Here is a 17,843-nt window from a genome sequence, read left to right on the forward strand (position 1 = left end):
ATTGTCCGGGAATTTTGCTATGACCATATCGAGTAAATCTCCGGTATTCATACCATGAACAGCAGAAATAGGGATGGCATCCCCTAACCCTAAGCTTAAAAAGTCATAGAGTTGACCTTCTATCTTTTCGAAGTTTTCTACTTTATTGGCTGCCAGCAAGACGGGCTTTCCCGACCGACGTAGTGTTCTGGCAATCATATCATCATCTGGGGTCGTTGATATCTGAGCATCTACGACAAAAATAATGACATCCGCTTCTTCCATGGCAATTTCTGCCTGTCTGCGCATCTGGGCCGGGATGGGTGTCCCCTCATCCTTAAATTCAATTCCCCCAGTATCAATCAAGGTAAATTTCCGTCCCAGCCATTCTGCATCTCGATACAGTCGATCTCTTGTCACTCCAGGCATATTTTCAACAATGGCCACAAGACCGCCCGTAATGCGGTTAAATAAAGTAGACTTTCCGACATTCGGCCGTCCTACAATAGCTACTACAGGTTTACTCAAATCGTCCCACCTCCAAAGAATCCCCAATTAGATGTTCTAAGAATGCTACGCCATGATTTTCAACAATACTAGCCTTGCCATTGACCTTTTCTTCTAACCACTTAACATCATGATCATCCAGAAAGAGATCTTCATCAGCCTTGAGCATCACACGAGGGATAAAAAATTCTTCCCCTGCTAAATCCTCCAATTGATGGGCGATATCTTGGGCCGTTAATAATCCGGCAGCCGTCACAGATGTTCCAAAAAAGTCATTGCGTATCCCATGTACTGATAGCTTCAAACCCTTGATTCGAGCCATTAAGCGCTGACTCCATGATTCAAAAAAAACCTGCGCAGAGATCCCCGTTATAAGATGGACATGGCGTTCAGCTAACTGATTGGGTAAAAGCTCCCAAACCGATTCCAGCTCAGTTATAAATTTACGGGCCATCCCCACACCGTTTTCAAGTTGTGGAAACTCATCATAAACAGTAAAATTCGGAAATTCCCGACCAGCCAAAACATAAAATTCATCCGCATAATAGACAAGATGTCGGCCTGTCAAGGAAAGGAATTTCTTTTGCCACAACTCAGCTTCTACCACAATCTGACCAGCCTCAGCCGAAGTGAATCCACGCAAGCTTGTAAGGTGTTCACGGTAGCGGGTTAAGCCCACCGGAACGACAGCGATAGATTGTATAGCTGGATAAAGTCCCCCTAGCTGTTCGATAGTTTCAGCCAAAACCTCACCATCGTTATGATCCGGAACCACCACCACTTGAGCATGGACAGCGATTCCAGCTTCAGCAAAGCGTTTGATTTGCTCTGGCAACTTTCCGGCCTGAGGGTTTCTCATCATACGGGCACGTACTTCAGGGTTCCAAGCGTGGACGGAAACATAGAGCGGGCTGAGATGAAGGGAAATGATCCTCTCTATTTCTTCCTCACTTAAATTTGAAAGAGTAATAAAACTTCCTTGAGTTAGCGATAAGCGGTAATCATCGTCTTTATCGTAAAGCGACGACCTCATTCCTTTTGGCATTTGAGCCACGAAACAAAATGTGCAATTATTGCGACAAGTTTTTAGCCCTTGAGAACTCATTTCCACTTGGAGACCTAGGAATTCTCCTGGAGCTTTCTCAATCTCGATCTCCCATTGCTTACCGTTCTTCTTCTCGATAAGCAGCATGAACTCATCCTCGGATATGCCAAACTGAAAGTCAATAAGATCGTTCAGTTTTTCTTCGTTGACTTCAAGAACACGGTCCCCGACTTCAATCTCCATTTCTTCAGCAATACTACCTGTATGGACGGCTGTGACCACAAGCCCCTTCGACAAACTATTCATCCTCCTGACAATTCAGATCAGGGCCTATTTCCATGCCTCAATCGTTTACAAGTATACTACATATCAAACCCGCCTGCTACTGGAGTTCGTGCTCCTCCCGAGGTTCGTAAGCACTGACACTGCTTGTAGACAATTTATCAGCGGTCGCTTTCTCCAGTTTCCGCTCAAGATGAGACTGCCAACCCAGACGTAAACCAGCCCAAAGCACGAAGAACCAGACACCAAAATTCCAAACAAATTCGTCGGGTAAGTCGGCATGTCTGACGATACCATCGTAAGTAAAACGCACAAAGGCTTGATTTAGGAGTAAGCTTCCTGCTAAGGCGGCTGCTGTTCCCCAAAAGGATTTTGCACTCAGCCAAGCGACTATAACTAGGATTAACGAGAAAATGCCTGTTCCATAAGGCAACACCCCTGGTTCATTGACTTGAAATAAGGTTTCTAGGCAGACTACTAGGCTGGTAACTATAAGAGGCAGAATCCATCGTTCAGTCCGTTGCAGCGCCCATACCCAAAAGACTAAGATAACCATCAGACGTGCGAAGTGCCAATTCCAGGGCAATGACGCGGGAACGATGAATTCCAAAGATTTTCCAATGATCCAGGCCATGGTCAAGCTAAGAAAAAAATGCCGAGAAGCTCTTTTTTCTACCCGAGTCTCAAGGGTTAAGAATAGAATTAGCCATTCTCCATAGGGAAATAACACATGACTCCCACCTTACGACGGATATTTCTCCTATTATCCCCGTTTAGAAGGAGTTTACACCGCGATGTTTGGGTGGGCTCTTGACCATCCTAAGCTTGGGTATCTTTTTATATCGAGTTATATTCAAGATCAGACCGAGTTTGGCCAAGGTGATGACCAGAGAATTTCCGCCATAAGAGATCAGGGGTAGGGTAATCCCTGTTACTGGGAGTACACCAGTAACCACCGATAAATTGACGGTCGTCTGAATAGCTAACGTGGATATCAAGCCAAAGCCCAATAACCGTCCGAAGCGATCTGGGCATCCACTAATGACATGATAAGCTCGGGCATACAACGCTATAAAGAGGAATAGTAAAAATACAGTACCGATTAAGCCCAGTTCTTCTCCTACAATGGCAAAGATCATATCTGTATGGTTTTCCGGCAGGAAGCCATATTTTTGCAGACTTCGTCCCAAACCAACTCCGAACAAACCGCCCGAGCCGAAGGCAATCTCCGCATTCGTAATCTGATATCCTAAATGCATAGCATCTTTCCAGGGGTCTAGCCAGACCAAAATTCGATTCCATTGGTATTCTGTATTATAGATTAAATATAAGAGCGGTACTCCAAGGGTCGGTACAGCAGCTACAAACCAGAATGTCGGCAGTTCCGTCTGTAACAGCATGACGGTACAGGTCAGTGCTAAGACCATCGCTGTCCCTAAATCTGGTTGTTTGTAGACAAGGGCCAAAACAAGCAGTGTAATCGGTATAAGGATACCTAAGGGGATACGCCAATCTTTGCCCTGCTTAATTGGATAACGATCTAATATATGGGCATAAAAAAGTACCAAGGCAAGTTTAGCAACTTCTGAAGGTTGAACTGTAAATCCTAAAATTTTAATCCACCGGGCTGAACCACCCGCTTCGATCCCCGCATCAGTAAAGATGATTGCAATCAGTAAGATCATACTTATGATGACGCCTAATCCGGCAAGCCGCCGCAAAAAAGTATAAGGGATTATCATGGCCACCAGGGCGAAAAAAGAACCTACAATCGCCCACTTTAATTGTTGAGTAACATAAAAGTACGAATTATCCGTGGCGTTAAATCCTCTTACGGCACCCGCGCTAAGAATCATAATTAATCCAAAAGCTAAAAGTGCCAGGGTTAAGAATAATATGGGGAAATCAATCGGCAGATCTAGTTTTCGCTTAGCCATTAGAATCCCCTTTCTTTAATAGAGAAACTTGGTTTTTGCCAAAATGACTTCCTGCGCCGTAGAACAGGAAGTCAATAATGCCTCGATTTAACAAACCCGTATAAGAGCTTACTCTGCTTGGTTTTCCAAGTGGAAAGCCTTTCCTAGGGCATCTCCTATGGTTACCGGTTGGATTTCAGCTTGGCCCGCTAAAGCCTGAGTATCATTGGCCCGAGCGGAGTCTGCAATCGCCTCCCTGATACTTAAGCTTATCCTTTTCTCCTCTGTTTTACACTGAATGACCTTTGCAGTCACTGTATCTCCGACTTTAAGCACATCTTCGACTTTATTAACCCGTTGATCTGACAATTGGGAAATATGAACCAATCCGTCCATACCTTCACCGAGGGCCACAAATGCGCCAAACGTAGCGATACGTACAACTTTGCCCTGAATGATAGCTCCCACTGGATAATTAACAGCCGCTTGACCCCATGGACTCTCTTTAAGTTGTTTAAGACCTAGGGCTAATTTTCCGGTTTGATGATCTAATCTTAAGACTTGGACTTCAACCTCGTCCCCAATCGCCAGCAATTCTGACGGGTGCTTAAGCCGCGTGTAAGCCATATCCGAAATATGCAGCAGGCCATCCATCCCACCGATATCGACAAAGACACCAAAGTCAGTCATCCGCTTGACTGTGCCTGACACTACTTCACCCTCTTTGAGGGTTTCCAGTAATTGTTGGCGTTTAATCGCTTGTTCTTCTTCCAAAATGATTTTCTGAGAAAGAACCACTTTCCTTTTCGATGAATCAAATTCTATTAATCTTAAGCGTAAGGTTTGCCCTAAAAACTGATTTAGATCTTCCACATATCCCAACTGGATTTGAGAAGCTGGAACAAACCCTCGCAGTCCCACATCAACTACTAACCCGCCCTTGACAACCTCAACGACTTTAGCCTGGATTTCTTCTTTAGTTTCTGCGACTTTCTCTAAACGTTCGTGAGCACCCTCTTCATCTGCTTTCCGTTTGGAAAGAACGGTATGCCCTTCCTCATTTTCCACACGAATCACGACTGCACTCACGGTATCCCCAATCGCTACAACGTCCTCTAGGTTAGTTTGCCGGATAGAAAACTCACTGATAGGAATGACTCCCTCGCATTTCCAACCAATATCGACGAAGATTTCCTCTCTTGTCATTTTAACGACAGTACCGGTAACCCGCGAACCAAGCTGGATTTCTTGTAAATTTTCTAGCCAACTATCCATATTCATTTCATTTTCATTCATTTCAGACATTTTTTTATAAACCTCCTCAATGATCCAATCCGGTGTAGAAGCCCCCGCTGTTAAACCGGCACTTTCGGCTTCGCTAAACCAAGTCGATTTCAATTCCTCTGCAGTTTCAATAAGGTATGTTTTGGTGCGTTCCGCGCAGATGCTCGCCAGTTTTCGAGTATTTGCGCTATCTCGCCCACCGACAACGACCATAATATCAACAGTCTCTGCTAACTCTCGAGCCACTTTTTGTCGTTCAGCAGTTGCGTTACAGATCGTGTTGTGAACGGTTATATCACCCGTATGGAGTTTCAACTCTTCGACTATCCTGATAAAATTTTCCGCAAGTTGGGTCGTCTGAGCTAAAACAGCTAAATGTGGATAATATTCAAGTTCCTTGGCCTCTTCGACCGTTTGGATGGGAATGGCCTGTTCTCCAGCCCACCCTAATATTCCTTGGACCTCAGGATGATGTTTATCTCCCATGACAATCACTTGTCGCCCTAACTTAGCTGACTCGGCAGCCAGTCGTTGTGCTTTCTGGACAAAAGGGCACGTGGCATCGACCACGCGGACACCTCTATTCTCAGCCCCCTGATAAACACTAGGTGCTACACCATGGGAGCGAATAATCAGGGCTTGATCAGAGGTTACGTCACTCAGATCATCGACTACACGAATACCACGTTCTGACAAGCGTTTTACGACCTGCTGATTATGAATAAGGGGCCCGAGTGAAACTGCCTGTGAAGTTTCTGCTGTTCGTTCTGCCATTTCTAAGGCACGTTCCACACCAAAACAGAACCCAGCTTTTGCTGCCATCTTGACTTTCAAAACTAAGAACCTCCTATTAATGAAAGGGGACACACCTGCTGAAGTATAAGCTGTTCTTCGGGAAGGAATGTCCCCAACAAAGTACAGAACTAATTCTCTATTCTACTCCAAAATTCCTGCCATATTTCTGAGATTTTAAGGAATGGAGACAAACCTGCTGAAGTAATAGTTGTTCTTCGGGACATGAGTGTCCCCGAGAAAGTAGGTATGTCCCCCACAAATAGGACTACCCCCTACAAAGCTACTTGGCTTTGGGTAATTCGATCATTGCTTGCATAATACGATCCGCAATCCATTCACGGCGGTTTTCCACCCCTTCAGGAGCCTTTAGCATTTGAGCGGTCAAGGGCTTACCGATTACAACCCCAATTTTGCCCCACCCTTTAGTCATTAAGTTTGCTGTCCCGTAAACCTTTACCGGGACAACAGAAGCTTGACTCTTTTCCATGAGCAGGACCATTCCCGGCATTCCTTTTTGAATCTCTCCTGTCTTTGAACGAGTTCCTTCAGGAAAAAGACCTAAGATGCGCCCTTGCTTTAAGATTGCTAAAGATTGACGGATGGCATTCATATCTCCCTGCCCTCGTTTGACTGGAAAAGCGCCAAGTTTAGAAAAAATCGTCCCCAAAATCGGAATGGAAAATAGTTCTTCTTTGGCCATAAAGGAGACTTGGCGGGGTAGACTGCAAGCTGCGAGAACTGGATCCCAAATGCTTACATGATTAATGGCTAAAATTACGGGTCCGCTCAAAGGCAAGTTCTCCGCGCCTTCTACTTTCCACCCCATAACACGAAACTGCAGGCGAAACATCCTCTTCGCAAAACTATAAAGCGTCATGATTCAACCTCCTGAGTCAACTTAAGAATTTCCGCTACCAGTTCTTCCACACTTAAACCCGTTGTATCGAGAATAATTGCATCTTGAGCAGGTCTTAACGGTGAAACCTCTCTCTCACTATCTGAACGGTCACGTTTCAGCATATCTTGAGCGACTTCATCGTAAGCTACAACTTTCCCGGCCTCCGTGAGTTCTATCCACCGTCGTCTTGCCCGTTCCTCAGGTGTCGCTGTTAAGAAAATTTTATAATCAGCGTCTGGCAGGACGTGTGTCCCGATATCACGACCATCCATAACCACGCCTCCGCGCCTAGCCTCCAGGCGTTGAAGTTCCACTAAACGATCTCTTACCCCCTGATAGGCAGCCACAACCGAAACCGCCCGTGAAATTTCGGGGTTGCGTATAGCTTGCGTGATATTCTCGCCATCACACCAAACAATTCTCTCCTCCGAATGATCGAGCACAACTTCCGTCGTTTTAGCTATTTGACTTACCCTAGATTCGTCGTCTATTGATGCCCCGCTTTTAAGCACCTTATAAGCGATAGCCCGATACATAGCACCAGTATCTACATAGAAAAGCCGTAATTGCATTGCTACAATCTTGGCAACCGTACTTTTCCCCGCACCAGCAGGGCCATCGATGGCAATTTGCAAGGCCTGTCGTTGCCTTTGCTTCATCTTATCCTGCTCCTTTTAATCAATCATCAATTTTGCCGCTATCAGTGTGGCCACTGTATTATTTAAGGCATGTAAGGTAACGGGCGGATAGAGGGATTTAAACTTAGTATACAAGAAAATGAGGACGAGTCCTAAGACGAAGCGTGGGAAAAATCCGTAAACTTGGAAATGGAGAGCGGAAAAAATAACCGCACTAATCGTTGCTGCTGTCCATTTCCCGAAATACGCCTGCAGACTGCCGAAAATCACTCCCCTGAATAAGGTTTCTTCCACAATCGGTGCTAATATCCCTGCTAACAGCAAGTTAAGAAATAATGTATAACCCGTGGCCTGTCCCAATAACTTCGAATAAACATCTGTTTCAGGAGGAGTTAACCCATAATTGTATAGGACAATGGCATAACTGATATTGATAACCCAAGAGAAAAGGTATAATCCTATGACACTATAAAAATACTTTCTGAACGGAACCGCCTTCCAGCCAAAATCGGACCATTCCCAGTGTCGAATTCTTTTCAGAAGTAAAATTAGAAGTGCAAAGGCCAGCTGAGTCATAAAGGCATTCAAATATATTAAAGCTCGTTCATGTGGCCATCGATCCATTAACCAGATAGTTCCAAAGGATAATAAGACATAGATACAGATAACCCCACCCAAAATCAGCACCAGATCAATCCAACTTAAATTTCGCTTATTAAGAAGGAACTCACTCCCGACTACCTTAGATTCTGATTCTTCGTCCATTTTGCTACCTCCTTCTTTCCTTCTTTTAAAAACACATATTTCTTTCATTTATATCTCAGACTAATTGGAAGGGAGGAATTCGTTATGTCTTCGGAAACAACTCTGCAAGTCTATCATCATCATCTTAAAATTCCCATCGAAACCTATTTCAATACAGTTGTCGATTTCTTAGATCCATGGGATGAGCGAGCCTATCAGTTTGTTGTCCATCGCCACCTAGAAAAAACGAAGGATCGAGGTATTGTAGGAATGGTACGTCAAGAAAAGGACGAGAACTTTGTTTATTTAGACGCTGCAGTCCGTTACCCGGTTACAACTGAGAATTAAACAGATTATCAGTAACACATTCAGCGGATCAATAGCTCCTCTAAGTCTTTAACAGTTTGGACGATAAAATCAGGGTTTGCATTATGTAATTCTTCAACTGTTCCATACCCATATCTTACTGAAATAACCTCAATCTGATTGGCTCTTGCCCCCTGAACATCAAATCTTCGGTCCCCGATCATCACTGTTTTCGAGCGTAAATCAGAAGGTACATTTTTCAGCACTTCCTCAATCAGAACTTCCTTCTCCACAAATTGACCATTCAACTCGCTGCCCATGATAACACTAAAGTAGGAATCCATTGAGAAATGGTGAAGAATTTGCTCTGCAAAGACTCTCGGTTTTGAGGTCGCCAACAGATTCCTGCAACCCTTGTCCTTTAACCGGGACAGTAACTCGGGTATACCAGGGTAAACAACGTTTTCATAGAGACCTATTTCTTTGTAGCGGTCCCTATACAACTTGATAGCACGATCTAGAAGCGCTTCCTCTGTCGTTTGAAGCAAGACTTTAAAGCTCTCTCTTAAGGGCGGCCCGATAATCCAATCTAGATCATCTACCTTCGGAAGGGGATAATCTAACCGACTTAGAGCGTACTGAACAGAGAGGGTAATTCCTACCTTTGGATCTGTCAACGTACCATCTAAGTCCCAAAGCAATACATTATAACGCACAAAACCCCTCCAACCTAAACTTCCTTAAATTTCCAGAATGAATTCCACGCAATAAGGTCACTCTATAACGAAATGAAAGGAGGCACTATTCATGTTCTATCAGCACAAGCATTACCCTTATCACGGTTTACTCTTTTTCCTGAGTCTTGTTGCCGCTTTCTTACTCGGACGGAAATCCGAAAAGTATGGCTTTACAATTATATCACGCGGGTGTGACTGTGCTTATGATGATGACCCCGCTGATGAAATGATCTAATTTCAACTCAAGATCTAATTCCTGCTCAAGCTCCGAGGCTTCCCTCGGAGTTTTATTCATGTTTAAGAGATCGAAGTAAACAATGTTCGATGGGCTCAGTTCGAAAGTATTTCATGTTCGCAACAGGAACATAGGGCAATCCACTATCCAGAGAGAGGGGCTGAAACTCTTGTAGGAGTAGCGGCCATTTTTCCGGGGATTGTAGTCCTAATTGATCAAACAAGCTGATAACCCGGGTAACGCACAGATCATATAGCGCTCCTATCATCATATCATGCCTGTCGCCCGTAACGGGATGTCTCCAATCTAATTTGGCCTTAAAATATGATAAATCCAGGGGCTGAGAGTAGAATAAAGCCTCTAGTTTGCCAGCTGATGGATGACCAAACCGCCGGTAAAGTGACAATACTCGCCAAGGCGTTGACCATCCGAAAACTGTTTGCAGTAAACGGTGATTCCGCCAAGCCTTATGGAAATGCGCAATTTTACTGATATCTCCCTTGCAAACACCTTGCTCAATCAGACGCTTAAAAACCCCTCGTCCAGTTACACCCGATTTACGCCAGAGTTGCCTTAAACTTGATGGATAATCCATCCGTTCAACATCCTTTAACCAGAGATCGATGGCAGTTTCCAGTAAGCGATGTCGAAACACAGCTTTATCCCTTTCTTCTGGATCTTGAGCAAAATAGTTTCCGCTCATGTAGTAGACCATCGGATGAAACGTGCTATCCACCACAAAGTGGGTTAACATCCCTAACAAAAATGCCAGGTGAGCTCGATGGTCGTCCTGGTCAAGTGCCCATTCCATTATTTCCAAAAGTGGGGCAACAGTATTCTCGCCAGCTACACCATGAAGCTGGTTAGCCATCTGCTCTAAGTTTGCTTCAGACGGGGAAGATAAATCATAAAAGGTTATATCATGGGCAATGGCTCCGATATAATACAGGGCTAGGTTGCTCGCAATGATTTCTCCCACCTCTCCTGGGATTTCCCTTTTCAAGGCTTGGCGTGCAATATGCCAGTGGGTAAATTCCTTTGGCATATAATCCCCCCTCTACCCCAAAACGTATTCTCCTTAAACGGTCAATCTCCTGCTAAGTAGGTACTTCTTTAACCAATCTACGCATTATAATCTTCAAATAGTTCTTGAATAGTCTCATATCAAGAGACGAGTAGTGCACCTTCTGTTTGAATCTAATAAATTGTTGGACATAAGAAATATTATACACTCTTTCGCTGAGTTGCAGACAAGTTAAACATAGATATGATCTATGCAACCTCTGCTGTAGGTGTTGAGTACAGGTGTTATGTTTTTCATCTCACAAAAAGCTAACCCGATATATTAAACACGGGTTAGCTTTTTGTGAGATTTAATTTTAAGGAACAACATTCTGCGAATACAAGTAATGGGTGCATTACTTGCACCCATTACTCCATAACTCCTTTGTGCTTTACTGTATCATTTTTCGTACAACAATTAAATTTGCTACTTACTAGAATTGTCGATCGGTTTTACAATATAAGTAACAATGCCAACAGCCACAATATTTGCCATATTGTCTAACACTTCGACCGTTGTCACCATTAGGCGTTTTCCTTTTTTCACAATCTTAGCATAGACAACTATATCTGAGTCAATTACAGGTAACAAATAATTCACTTTTAATTCTACAGTCGACACTGCAAAATCCCTTCCAACATGCTCATTTACAACTACTGCTCCAGCGGCGTCCACGGCCATTGAGATGATTCCCCCATGCATGGCTCCATACACTTGCCGTAGATTGTTCGTATTTATCACTTGCACACCGGGACGCCCCTCGGAATTACGTACTATTTCCATCCCGATAAATTTCCAAACGTTTCCTGCCTCAAGTAAATTCAGATCTACCATGGTTTCCTCCAGTCGTTGCTTGATACTATAGCTACTAATCTTAGCATTTAGAAAATTAACCTTCTATCTCCACCCCTGTGTTTTCAAGAAATTGGGCTACCATATTATAAAAGCCTATAGTAAGAGTTAGTTCTACTAATTCTTGTTGGCTGAGAATCTGGGATAGTTCTTCAAATACCTCAGGACTAGCTTTCACATTAGCAGTAACCTCCTCAGTGTATCTGAGAATGGCCTGCTCTTGATCATTAAATACTGAAGGATCAGGGGGATCTAGCCTAAGGGCTTCTATTTGCTGTTCCGACACTCCAACCTGCCTAGCCATTATTTCGTGTTGGTACCATTCATACCTCGAATTACATAACTTGGCTATCCGGAGGATAACTATTTCTCGTAGGCGGGCATCAAGTTTTGCCTGGGTTAGCAGAGAATTTCCTAAACGCATAAAATGACGTACACTATTTTCCGCATGAGCCATCATTCTGTTGATGTTTAAGCCGCTCAGTTGGGATTTTCCTCCTGTAATCATATTACGGGTCTTATCCGGCATTTCCTCCAAAGACAGCAGTGACAAATTTGGCATAGAATCTTCCTCCTTGTTTTCATTCGAACCTCCGCCTTATTCTCGAAGTTTCTTCATTTAATTATAACCTGTATACGTTGTTAGATGGGATCCGCACAGAAATATTTTGAATATTTAGACCATATTCTAAAATTAGAACATAAAAAGCTGAGAATTACAGCTTTTTATGTTCTAATTCCTTTACGGAAATCAGATCGCCTTTAATCAATCTCCTTATACCCTAGTTCCAATGCCTTTAAATTAATTGCTAAAATCTTACCCGGTAATGAATCTTCTAAAACCTTTGTAAGACTTTCCTTGGAAACCACTGGGCAAAGCTTTAATACACTTCCTAAAAACAAGGAATTAATCGTTTTAGGATTTCCTAGATCTATAGCTTTAGCGCTGAAGGGATACCCCACATCATGGACTCGATGACTGCTTTTTACAACATCTTGGTCATAAAGGATAAGGCATTCATTCGATACAATATTGCTATAGCGATCGTATCCACCTTGACTAAGGGCTAATACTAGGTCCGGCTGATCACACTTTGGAAAATAGATGTCTTCACCACTAATAATAACCTCAGATTGAGAGTATCCTCCCCGTGACTGAATCCCATATGTTTGAGTTTGCACGGCATTTTTTCCTTCTAACACAGCGGTCTTGGCTAAGGTTACACCACCTAGAATTAACCCTTGACCGCCTGTACCCGCTAAGACGATTTGCCATGTTTTCCCTGCCATCTACTCTCTCCCCCCTGCTGTTTGGCTGACACTATTAATCCGCCGATAGTTGGTATAGAAGTCTGGTCTTTCTTTTTTAACTAACGTTCCTATGGCAAAACGCTTAGCTTGTTCTTCCCTCGACATTTCCTGAAATTTAGAGGCAGCTACTGAATTCTCCTTTAGCCACTTTAACATATTCACGGCACTGGGTTGACTATTGAATCGCCCAAAATACGTCGGGCAAGGGCTAATAACTTCTACTAGACTGAAGCCTTTATGAGTAATGGCCTCTTTAATTAGGTTTTTGAGTGCCCCTACGTGATAGGCTGTAGTCCTAGCTACGAAATTAGCCCCTGCGGCTTCTGCAAGGAGACACACATCAAACCCGGGTTCAGGCGTTCCCAGTGGAGAAGTCGTGGTTTTGCTTTCCAATGGAGTGGTAGCCGAATACTGTCCTCCGGTCATGCCATAGTTATAATTGTTGGCAACGATGGCGGTAAGGTCAATATTCCGTCGAGCCGCATGAATAAAATGGTTTCCTCCGATGGTGACGGCATCTCCATCCCCCATTAAGGTAACCACTGTTAGGTCGGGGTTTCCTAACTTAATTCCTGTCGCAAAGGCTAGGGCCCGGCCGTGGGTTCCATGAAAGGCCTGTGTGGACATATAATCATCCGCTTTCCCCCAGCAACCGATCCCTGTTACGGTAACGACATCCTTAGGGGCAAGGTCTAGCTCAACGAGAGCTTCCGTGTAGGCACGCAAGATGATACCATCTCCACAGCCTGGACACCACATATGGGGTAGCCTGCTTTTGTCTAGATAATCCTGATAACGTCGTGCTGCCATTATTTTAGCACCTCCTTAATTCGTTCCAGGATCTGTGAGGGTAGAATTATTTCACCATCGATGCGAGAAAGTGGGTAAACAGGAGTCTTATACGAATTAAGGCGCTCTACTTCCAAGACCACTTGTCCTAAGTTAAGTTCCGGTACAATCACGGCTTTAGCTTTCTTTAGGACTTCGATGACTTGTTGATCGGCAAAAGGCCATTGAGTGATAAGTCTAAGGAGGTTTACGGAAAGTCCCTCTTTTTGAGCATTGATCACGGCTTGTTTTGCTGAACGGGAGACGACTCCATACGCAATAATGGTAACCTCTGCGTCTTCAGGGCCAAACCTTTCAACCTGAACTATATCCGCCTTATTGGTTTCTATCTTACGGTGTAAGCGCCGTACTAAATTATCCGCTGTTTTAGGGGCATTATGGGAATAACCCGATTCATCATGACAAGAACTACTAATGTGCACAATATATTCTGTTCCATAAGGAGGAATAGCGGGTATATCATCGTCACCTGTGGTATAGGGTTTATATCCTTCAACTGGGTCCGTTGGTAGTTTGCGATTGATAATTTCTAATTTCTCCAGTTCAGGAATTGTCAGGCTCTCTCTCATATGGCCTATAACTTCATCACCCAAAAGGATAACCGGGATCCGATACTTTTCTGCTAAATTAAAGGCCCGGACCGTTAAATCATAGCATTCTTGGACGGAAGCGGGGCTCAAGGCAATAATCGGATGATCTCCGTGGGTGCCCCAACGAGCCTGCATCACATCTCCTTGTGCAGGACGCGTGGCAAGGGCTGTGCTCGGTCCGTTTCTCTGAATATTAATCACAACAATGGGAACTTCAGAATAGATGGCCATCCCTAAATTCTCCTGCATTAGTGAGAATCCTGGGCCACTGGTCGCCGTAAAAGATTTTTTACCTGCAGCTGAAGCACCAATGATCGTGGCAATGCTCCCTATTTCGTCTTCCATCTGCAGGAAAACACCGTCAACTTGTGGTAGTAATTCAGCTGAAAGCTCTGCGATTTCAGAGGAAGGTGTAATTGGATAACCCCCGTAAAATCTGGCCCCAGCATCAATGGCCCCATATACGCAAGCTTCATTACCTTGCATGAACTGTACTCCAAGTGGTCTGATCACGTTAACACCTCCAAGGTTATCGCGAAATCAGGGCATCGCAGATCGCACAAGCGGCAATAGGTGCATTTTTCTGGAAAGCTTACTTCCGGCGAACCGTCCTTAATCAAGGAAAAAACCTGTTGCGGACAGAAAGCGTGACAGATGCCGCAACGTTTGCAATAAAAATAGTCGATATCGATCTTTACGTTCAAAGTCACGATGTTTCCTCCTTCTAGGTAGTCTTATTTACTTCTATAATTAAACCCAGCCACGAGCTTTCATCGCTTCAACAACTGTGCCAATCGCTTTTACCCAGCACGCCTGACGCATTGAAATATTACTTTTAGTGTGCAAGGCATAGATTTCGCCAAACACCTTATGAATAATTTTCTCAAGCTTTGAGTTTACTTCCTCTTCACTCCAACTATCATTATTCAAGTTCTGTACTCTTTCAAAATGAGCCACTTGAGTACCACCGGAATTTGCCCAAATATCCGGAGCAATAAAGATCCCTTTACGGATAAAGATTTCTTCCGCCTCCGGAGTAGTAGGACCATTAGCTCCTTCAATTAAAAACTTTGCTTTAATTTGGTCTGCATTTTCTTTAGTAAGCACATTTTGAACCGCACAAGGAGCTAGAATATCACATTCTATTTCCAGCATTTCTTCATTAGTAATTTCTTGCGCGTTAGGGTAACCCCGAAGACTGCCAGTACGCTCTACATAGGCATGGACATCAAAGATATCTAACCCAGTCGATTTGAATATGGCTATGGATACATCGCTGACCGATAAAACCTTTACACCGTCCTCTTCGTACAGCTTTGCTAAATGCCAACCGACTTTGCCAAATCCCTGGATCACAGCTGTTAAATCTGGCATCTCTAATCCCTTGGCATGCACTAATTCCCTAGTAGCAAACAATAGACCTCGGCTTGTTGCTTCGGCCCGTCCTTTAGACCCTCCCAGAGCCATTACTTTTCCACTGATACCCCCAGCCTCGTGATGCATATTCATGGTTTCCCATTCATCCAACATCCAGCTCTGAGTCTGAGCGGAGGTGCCGATGTCAGCCCCCGGAAAGTCCTTCCATGCCCCTATAGTCGGACCAATCTTGCGAATATATCCTCGGCAAACGCGCTCTAATTCCCCTTGGGAAAGAGTTAGTGAGTCAACGACAACGCCCCCTTTAGCACCTCCATTGGGAATCTCGTTTAAGGCGTTTTTCAAGGTCATCCAGAGTGACAAGGCCTTTACATCCTCGGGTGTTTCATCGAGATGAAAACGTGTTCCTCCTCGGGTCGGTCCCAGAGCAGCGTTATGCTGAAAACGGAAACCGGTGAAGATTCTAATGGTTCCGTCATCCATTTTAACCGGAAATTTTACAGTTAACTGTGACATGGGTTCCTTGAAAATTTCGTACACGTGGTCCTCTAAGTTCATATACTCGGCCACATTACTCAATACTTCTAAGGCTACTTCATAGGCATTCTTTTTCATGTTAGTTAAACCTCTCTCTTAAGAATAACTTAACTGGTTCTCTATGGTTACGTCTTATTCAATTGATTTACCTATTACTGAGGGCGGCCTTTCGGACGCCTGTTCAACCGGCTTTCCACTATCACTCAAAACTTTCCTCCTCATGATTTTTAATAAGATGAGATACAATTTATCGGGCTTCCGCCTGGCTCTCGCTTCACCCCCCTCAATACGCCATACTTGGCTAATGGCGGTCTTAGACAAAGAATCATACCCCTTTTGACAAGTCACCTATTTTTCTTTATGTTCATATCCGTTGAGCGTAGAAATTTCCAACGCTGCGCTAATAATCGAATCCCTGTATCTATCAATATAACTCGGCACAGCCCTTGATGTTGGGAAGGATATCGCTATGCAGGCTACTATTTTTCCTGCCCGATCTCTGATGGGGGCGGAAAGACAAGCACTTCCAGGATGGTACTCCCCTTCGCTATACGTATAACCTTTTTCTTTAGCCTCTCTAATCTTTCCCCTTAACACTAGGGGGTCTACAATTGTGTTTTCCGTATACGGTACTAATTGGACCTTCTCAAGGTATTCATCAATTTCTTCATCCGCTAAAGACGCTAAAAGCATCAGAGAATCGGCTCCAGTATGAAGTGGCGACCGTTGACCGGTTTCAACAAATGTTCGCACCTGTTCCAGTCCCTGAAACGATTCTATACAGACCCTTTCCCACCCATCTCTAACATCTATATAGACTGTCTCACTCAAGAGATCACGAAGTCTGTGCAGCACCGGTGTAGCTATATCACGTAGGATAAGACTTTCCTGGACAATACTAGCCAGGTGAAGAAACTTCAATCCCAAAGTGTACCGTTTCGTATCAGAACTCTTTTTAAGGTAACCTAACCCTGCCAACGTGCCAATAATCCGGCTAACCGTAGGACGGGGTAACCCTAGATCCTGACTCAATTCTGTAACACTAAACTCCTTCTTCCTATGAGAAAACTTTTCTAGTATAGCAAAGGCTTTTTCGATGGATTGAATTTCTTTCAAATTAAAAGCTCCTTTCGTTTCGCCACTGGAAACATATATAAAAAAATTAGATATTGTAAATTATAGATTTTGTTAAATAAATGGTCACATTGTGAACGTGCAATCCATAGAGTGGTCAATTCAATTTTACTTTATTCTGAATATTCTTGTCAAACACTTTTTTTATTGAAAGTCTTCCTTCTGGAAAATCTTTTAAACAGTAAAGGCGAAATGCTTACATGCATTTCGCCTTTCTGTTTAAAGGATTTTATCTAAATTTGTTTTCGCACCTTGATTATAGCAATAGATTCGTTATTACTATTTAGCCGATAGATTATTATTATTTTTATGAGATTGGATCGTTATTTCTTTCGGGCTACATTCTACACCATGATCTTCTCTAAGCATTTTCATAAAAGACAAGGTTAAGACAATTAGGACAAACACTAGGGGAACCGCCGCGACTACAGAGGATGTTTGTATTGCATTCATACCACCTAACGATAGAACCGCAACACCTATAGCCGCTAAAGCTAAAGCCCAGACAACTCTGTTCCAACGAGCCGGTTGTTCATCTTCTGCCAGTTCCTTGGTCGCCATAGTGGCACATACATAGGCCGAGGAATCAAGACAGGTGGCCAGGAAGACAAATTCTAAGAGCAGGAATAAAACTAAAACAACCTGAGGCATCGGCAATGTATTTATGACCGCTATAATGGCGGCTGGACCTCCGCTCTCTGACATGATCTTGCCGACTGACAGAATTTTGTCAAATTCCAGGTGCAAAGTATAACCACCTAAGA

General features: G+C 43.7%; 21 protein-coding genes. 2 read left to right on the forward strand and 19 right to left on the reverse strand.

Features of this window, described 5'->3' with window-relative positions:
* From JL57_RS07705 to JL57_RS07740, 8 genes are all read right to left on the reverse strand, one after another.
* Nucleotides 1-507: GTPase (locus JL57_RS07705; protein WP_034141479.1), on the reverse strand; the 507-nt coding region annotated here is incomplete at its 3' end.
* Entirely contained in the window at nt 500-1,828 is a 1,329-nt protein-coding gene (locus JL57_RS07710; protein ID WP_291299824.1) for a DUF512 domain-containing protein, read from the reverse strand. The genes JL57_RS07710 and JL57_RS07705, both read right to left, overlap by 8 nt.
* An 85-nt stretch (nt 1,829-1,913) precedes the next feature.
* On the reverse strand, nt 1,914-2,543 hold the full coding sequence (locus tag JL57_RS07715; RefSeq protein WP_034141481.1) for a hypothetical protein: 630 nt from the start codon (nt 2,541-2,543) through the stop codon (nt 1,914-1,916).
* A gap of 43 nt (nt 2,544-2,586) precedes the next feature.
* Nucleotides 2,587-3,750 (reverse strand): putative lipid II flippase FtsW, encoded by a 1,164-nt coding sequence (gene ftsW, locus JL57_RS07720; RefSeq protein ID WP_034141482.1) that lies wholly within the window; start codon nt 3,748-3,750, stop codon nt 2,587-2,589.
* 108 nt (nt 3,751-3,858) lie between these two features.
* The gene (locus JL57_RS07725; protein ID WP_034141483.1) at nt 3,859-5,847 is read right to left on the reverse strand and encodes a bifunctional 4-hydroxy-3-methylbut-2-enyl diphosphate reductase/30S ribosomal protein S1; all 1,989 of its coding nucleotides are present in this window, start codon (nt 5,845-5,847) and stop codon (nt 3,859-3,861) included.
* Between the two features lie 241 nt (nt 5,848-6,088).
* Entirely contained in the window at nt 6,089-6,685 is a 597-nt protein-coding gene (locus JL57_RS07730; RefSeq protein ID WP_034141484.1) for a 1-acyl-sn-glycerol-3-phosphate acyltransferase, read from the reverse strand.
* Nucleotides 6,682-7,365, reverse strand: coding sequence for a (d)CMP kinase (gene cmk / locus JL57_RS07735; protein ID WP_034141485.1), 684 nt, complete (start codon nt 7,363-7,365; stop codon nt 6,682-6,684). The genes JL57_RS07730 and cmk overlap by 4 nt, the downstream gene beginning before the upstream one ends.
* Nucleotides 7,366-7,380: 15 nt before the next feature.
* Nucleotides 7,381-8,109, reverse strand: coding sequence for a CPBP family intramembrane glutamic endopeptidase (locus tag JL57_RS07740; RefSeq protein ID WP_034141486.1), 729 nt, complete (start codon nt 8,107-8,109; stop codon nt 7,381-7,383).
* A gap of 84 nt (nt 8,110-8,193) precedes the next feature.
* Here JL57_RS07740 and JL57_RS07745 point away from each other — a divergent pair, with 84 nt between their 5' ends.
* Entirely contained in the window at nt 8,194-8,436 is a 243-nt protein-coding gene (locus tag JL57_RS07745) for a hypothetical protein (protein ID WP_034141487.1), read from the forward strand.
* Between the two features lie 20 nt (nt 8,437-8,456).
* Here JL57_RS07745 and JL57_RS07750 read toward each other — a convergent pair whose 3' ends face one another.
* On the reverse strand, nt 8,457-9,110 hold the full coding sequence (locus JL57_RS07750; RefSeq protein WP_034141488.1) for an HAD hydrolase-like protein: 654 nt from the start codon (nt 9,108-9,110) through the stop codon (nt 8,457-8,459).
* Nucleotides 9,111-9,201: 91 nt separating this feature from the next.
* On the opposite strand from JL57_RS07750, the gene JL57_RS33825 reads away from it, so the two are divergent.
* Nucleotides 9,202-9,366, forward strand: coding sequence for a hypothetical protein (locus JL57_RS33825; RefSeq protein WP_291299825.1), 165 nt, complete (start codon nt 9,202-9,204; stop codon nt 9,364-9,366).
* A gap of 52 nt (nt 9,367-9,418) precedes the next feature.
* Here the strand turns inward: JL57_RS33825 and JL57_RS07755 are convergent, their stop codons facing one another.
* The 10 genes from JL57_RS07755 to JL57_RS07805 form a co-directional block, all read right to left on the reverse strand.
* Nucleotides 9,419-10,411, reverse strand: a complete 993-nt coding sequence (locus tag JL57_RS07755) for a zinc dependent phospholipase C family protein (protein WP_034141489.1) — start codon at nt 10,409-10,411, stop codon at nt 9,419-9,421.
* Nucleotides 10,412-10,855: 444 nt separating this feature from the next.
* The gene (locus tag JL57_RS07760; RefSeq protein WP_034141490.1) at nt 10,856-11,263 is read right to left on the reverse strand and encodes a PaaI family thioesterase; all 408 of its coding nucleotides are present in this window, start codon (nt 11,261-11,263) and stop codon (nt 10,856-10,858) included.
* A 55-nt stretch (nt 11,264-11,318) separates the two neighbouring features.
* Complete coding sequence (locus JL57_RS07765) at nt 11,319-11,843, reverse strand: carboxymuconolactone decarboxylase family protein (RefSeq protein WP_034141491.1); 525 nt, start codon at nt 11,841-11,843, stop codon at nt 11,319-11,321.
* 200 nt (nt 11,844-12,043) lie between these two features.
* A complete protein-coding gene (locus tag JL57_RS07770) occupies nt 12,044-12,571 on the reverse strand; it encodes a 2-oxoacid:acceptor oxidoreductase family protein (protein ID WP_034141492.1) in 528 nt (175 codons plus the stop codon).
* Entirely contained in the window at nt 12,572-13,402 is an 831-nt protein-coding gene (locus tag JL57_RS07775) for a 2-oxoacid:ferredoxin oxidoreductase subunit beta (RefSeq protein WP_034141493.1), read from the reverse strand.
* Nucleotides 13,402-14,544, reverse strand: coding sequence for a 2-oxoacid:acceptor oxidoreductase subunit alpha (locus JL57_RS07780; protein WP_366556994.1), 1,143 nt, complete (start codon nt 14,542-14,544; stop codon nt 13,402-13,404). The genes JL57_RS07775 and JL57_RS07780 overlap by 1 nt, the downstream gene beginning before the upstream one ends.
* A complete protein-coding gene (locus JL57_RS07785; RefSeq protein WP_034141494.1) occupies nt 14,541-14,741 on the reverse strand; it encodes a ferredoxin family protein in 201 nt (66 codons plus the stop codon). The genes JL57_RS07780 and JL57_RS07785 overlap by 4 nt, the downstream gene beginning before the upstream one ends.
* Nucleotides 14,742-14,781: 40 nt before the next feature.
* Nucleotides 14,782-16,023, reverse strand: a complete 1,242-nt coding sequence (locus tag JL57_RS07790; protein ID WP_034141495.1) for a Glu/Leu/Phe/Val dehydrogenase — start codon at nt 16,021-16,023, stop codon at nt 14,782-14,784.
* A 270-nt stretch (nt 16,024-16,293) separates the two neighbouring features.
* The gene (locus tag JL57_RS07800; RefSeq protein ID WP_034141497.1) at nt 16,294-17,061 is read right to left on the reverse strand and encodes an IclR family transcriptional regulator; all 768 of its coding nucleotides are present in this window, start codon (nt 17,059-17,061) and stop codon (nt 16,294-16,296) included.
* Between the two features lie 297 nt (nt 17,062-17,358).
* A partial coding sequence (locus JL57_RS07805) for a BCCT family transporter (protein ID WP_291299826.1) occupies nt 17,359-17,843 on the reverse strand: 485 nt, incomplete at its 5' end.

The sequence above is a fragment of the Desulfosporosinus sp. BICA1-9 genome, assembly GCF_000802135.1.

Bases quoted from the DNA above. Each gene is read 5' to 3' on its own strand.
- ftsW (WP_034141482.1), bottom strand. From the start codon at position 3,750: ATGGCTAAGCGAAAACTAGATCTGCCGATTGATTTCCCCATATTATTC.
- JL57_RS07730 (WP_034141484.1), bottom strand. From the start codon at position 6,685: ATGACGCTTTATAGTTTTGCGAAGAGGATGTTTCGCCTGCAGTTTCGT.
- cmk (WP_034141485.1), bottom strand. From the start codon at position 7,365: ATGAAGCAAAGGCAACGACAGGCCTTGCAAATTGCCATCGATGGCCCT.
- JL57_RS07740 (WP_034141486.1), bottom strand. From the start codon at position 8,109: ATGGACGAAGAATCAGAATCTAAGGTAGTCGGGAGTGAGTTCCTTCTT.
- JL57_RS07745 (WP_034141487.1), top strand. From the start codon at position 8,194: ATGTCTTCGGAAACAACTCTGCAAGTCTATCATCATCATCTTAAAATT.
- JL57_RS33825 (WP_291299825.1), top strand. From the start codon at position 9,202: ATGTTCTATCAGCACAAGCATTACCCTTATCACGGTTTACTCTTTTTC.
- JL57_RS07755 (WP_034141489.1), bottom strand. From the start codon at position 10,411: ATGCCAAAGGAATTTACCCACTGGCATATTGCACGCCAAGCCTTGAAA.
- JL57_RS07760 (WP_034141490.1), bottom strand. From the start codon at position 11,263: ATGGTAGATCTGAATTTACTTGAGGCAGGAAACGTTTGGAAATTTATC.
- JL57_RS07765 (WP_034141491.1), bottom strand. From the start codon at position 11,843: ATGCCAAATTTGTCACTGCTGTCTTTGGAGGAAATGCCGGATAAGACC.
- JL57_RS07770 (WP_034141492.1), bottom strand. From the start codon at position 12,571: ATGGCAGGGAAAACATGGCAAATCGTCTTAGCGGGTACAGGCGGTCAA.
- JL57_RS07775 (WP_034141493.1), bottom strand. From the start codon at position 13,402: ATGGCAGCACGACGTTATCAGGATTATCTAGACAAAAGCAGGCTACCC.
- JL57_RS07790 (WP_034141495.1), bottom strand. From the start codon at position 16,023: ATGAAAAAGAATGCCTATGAAGTAGCCTTAGAAGTATTGAGTAATGTG.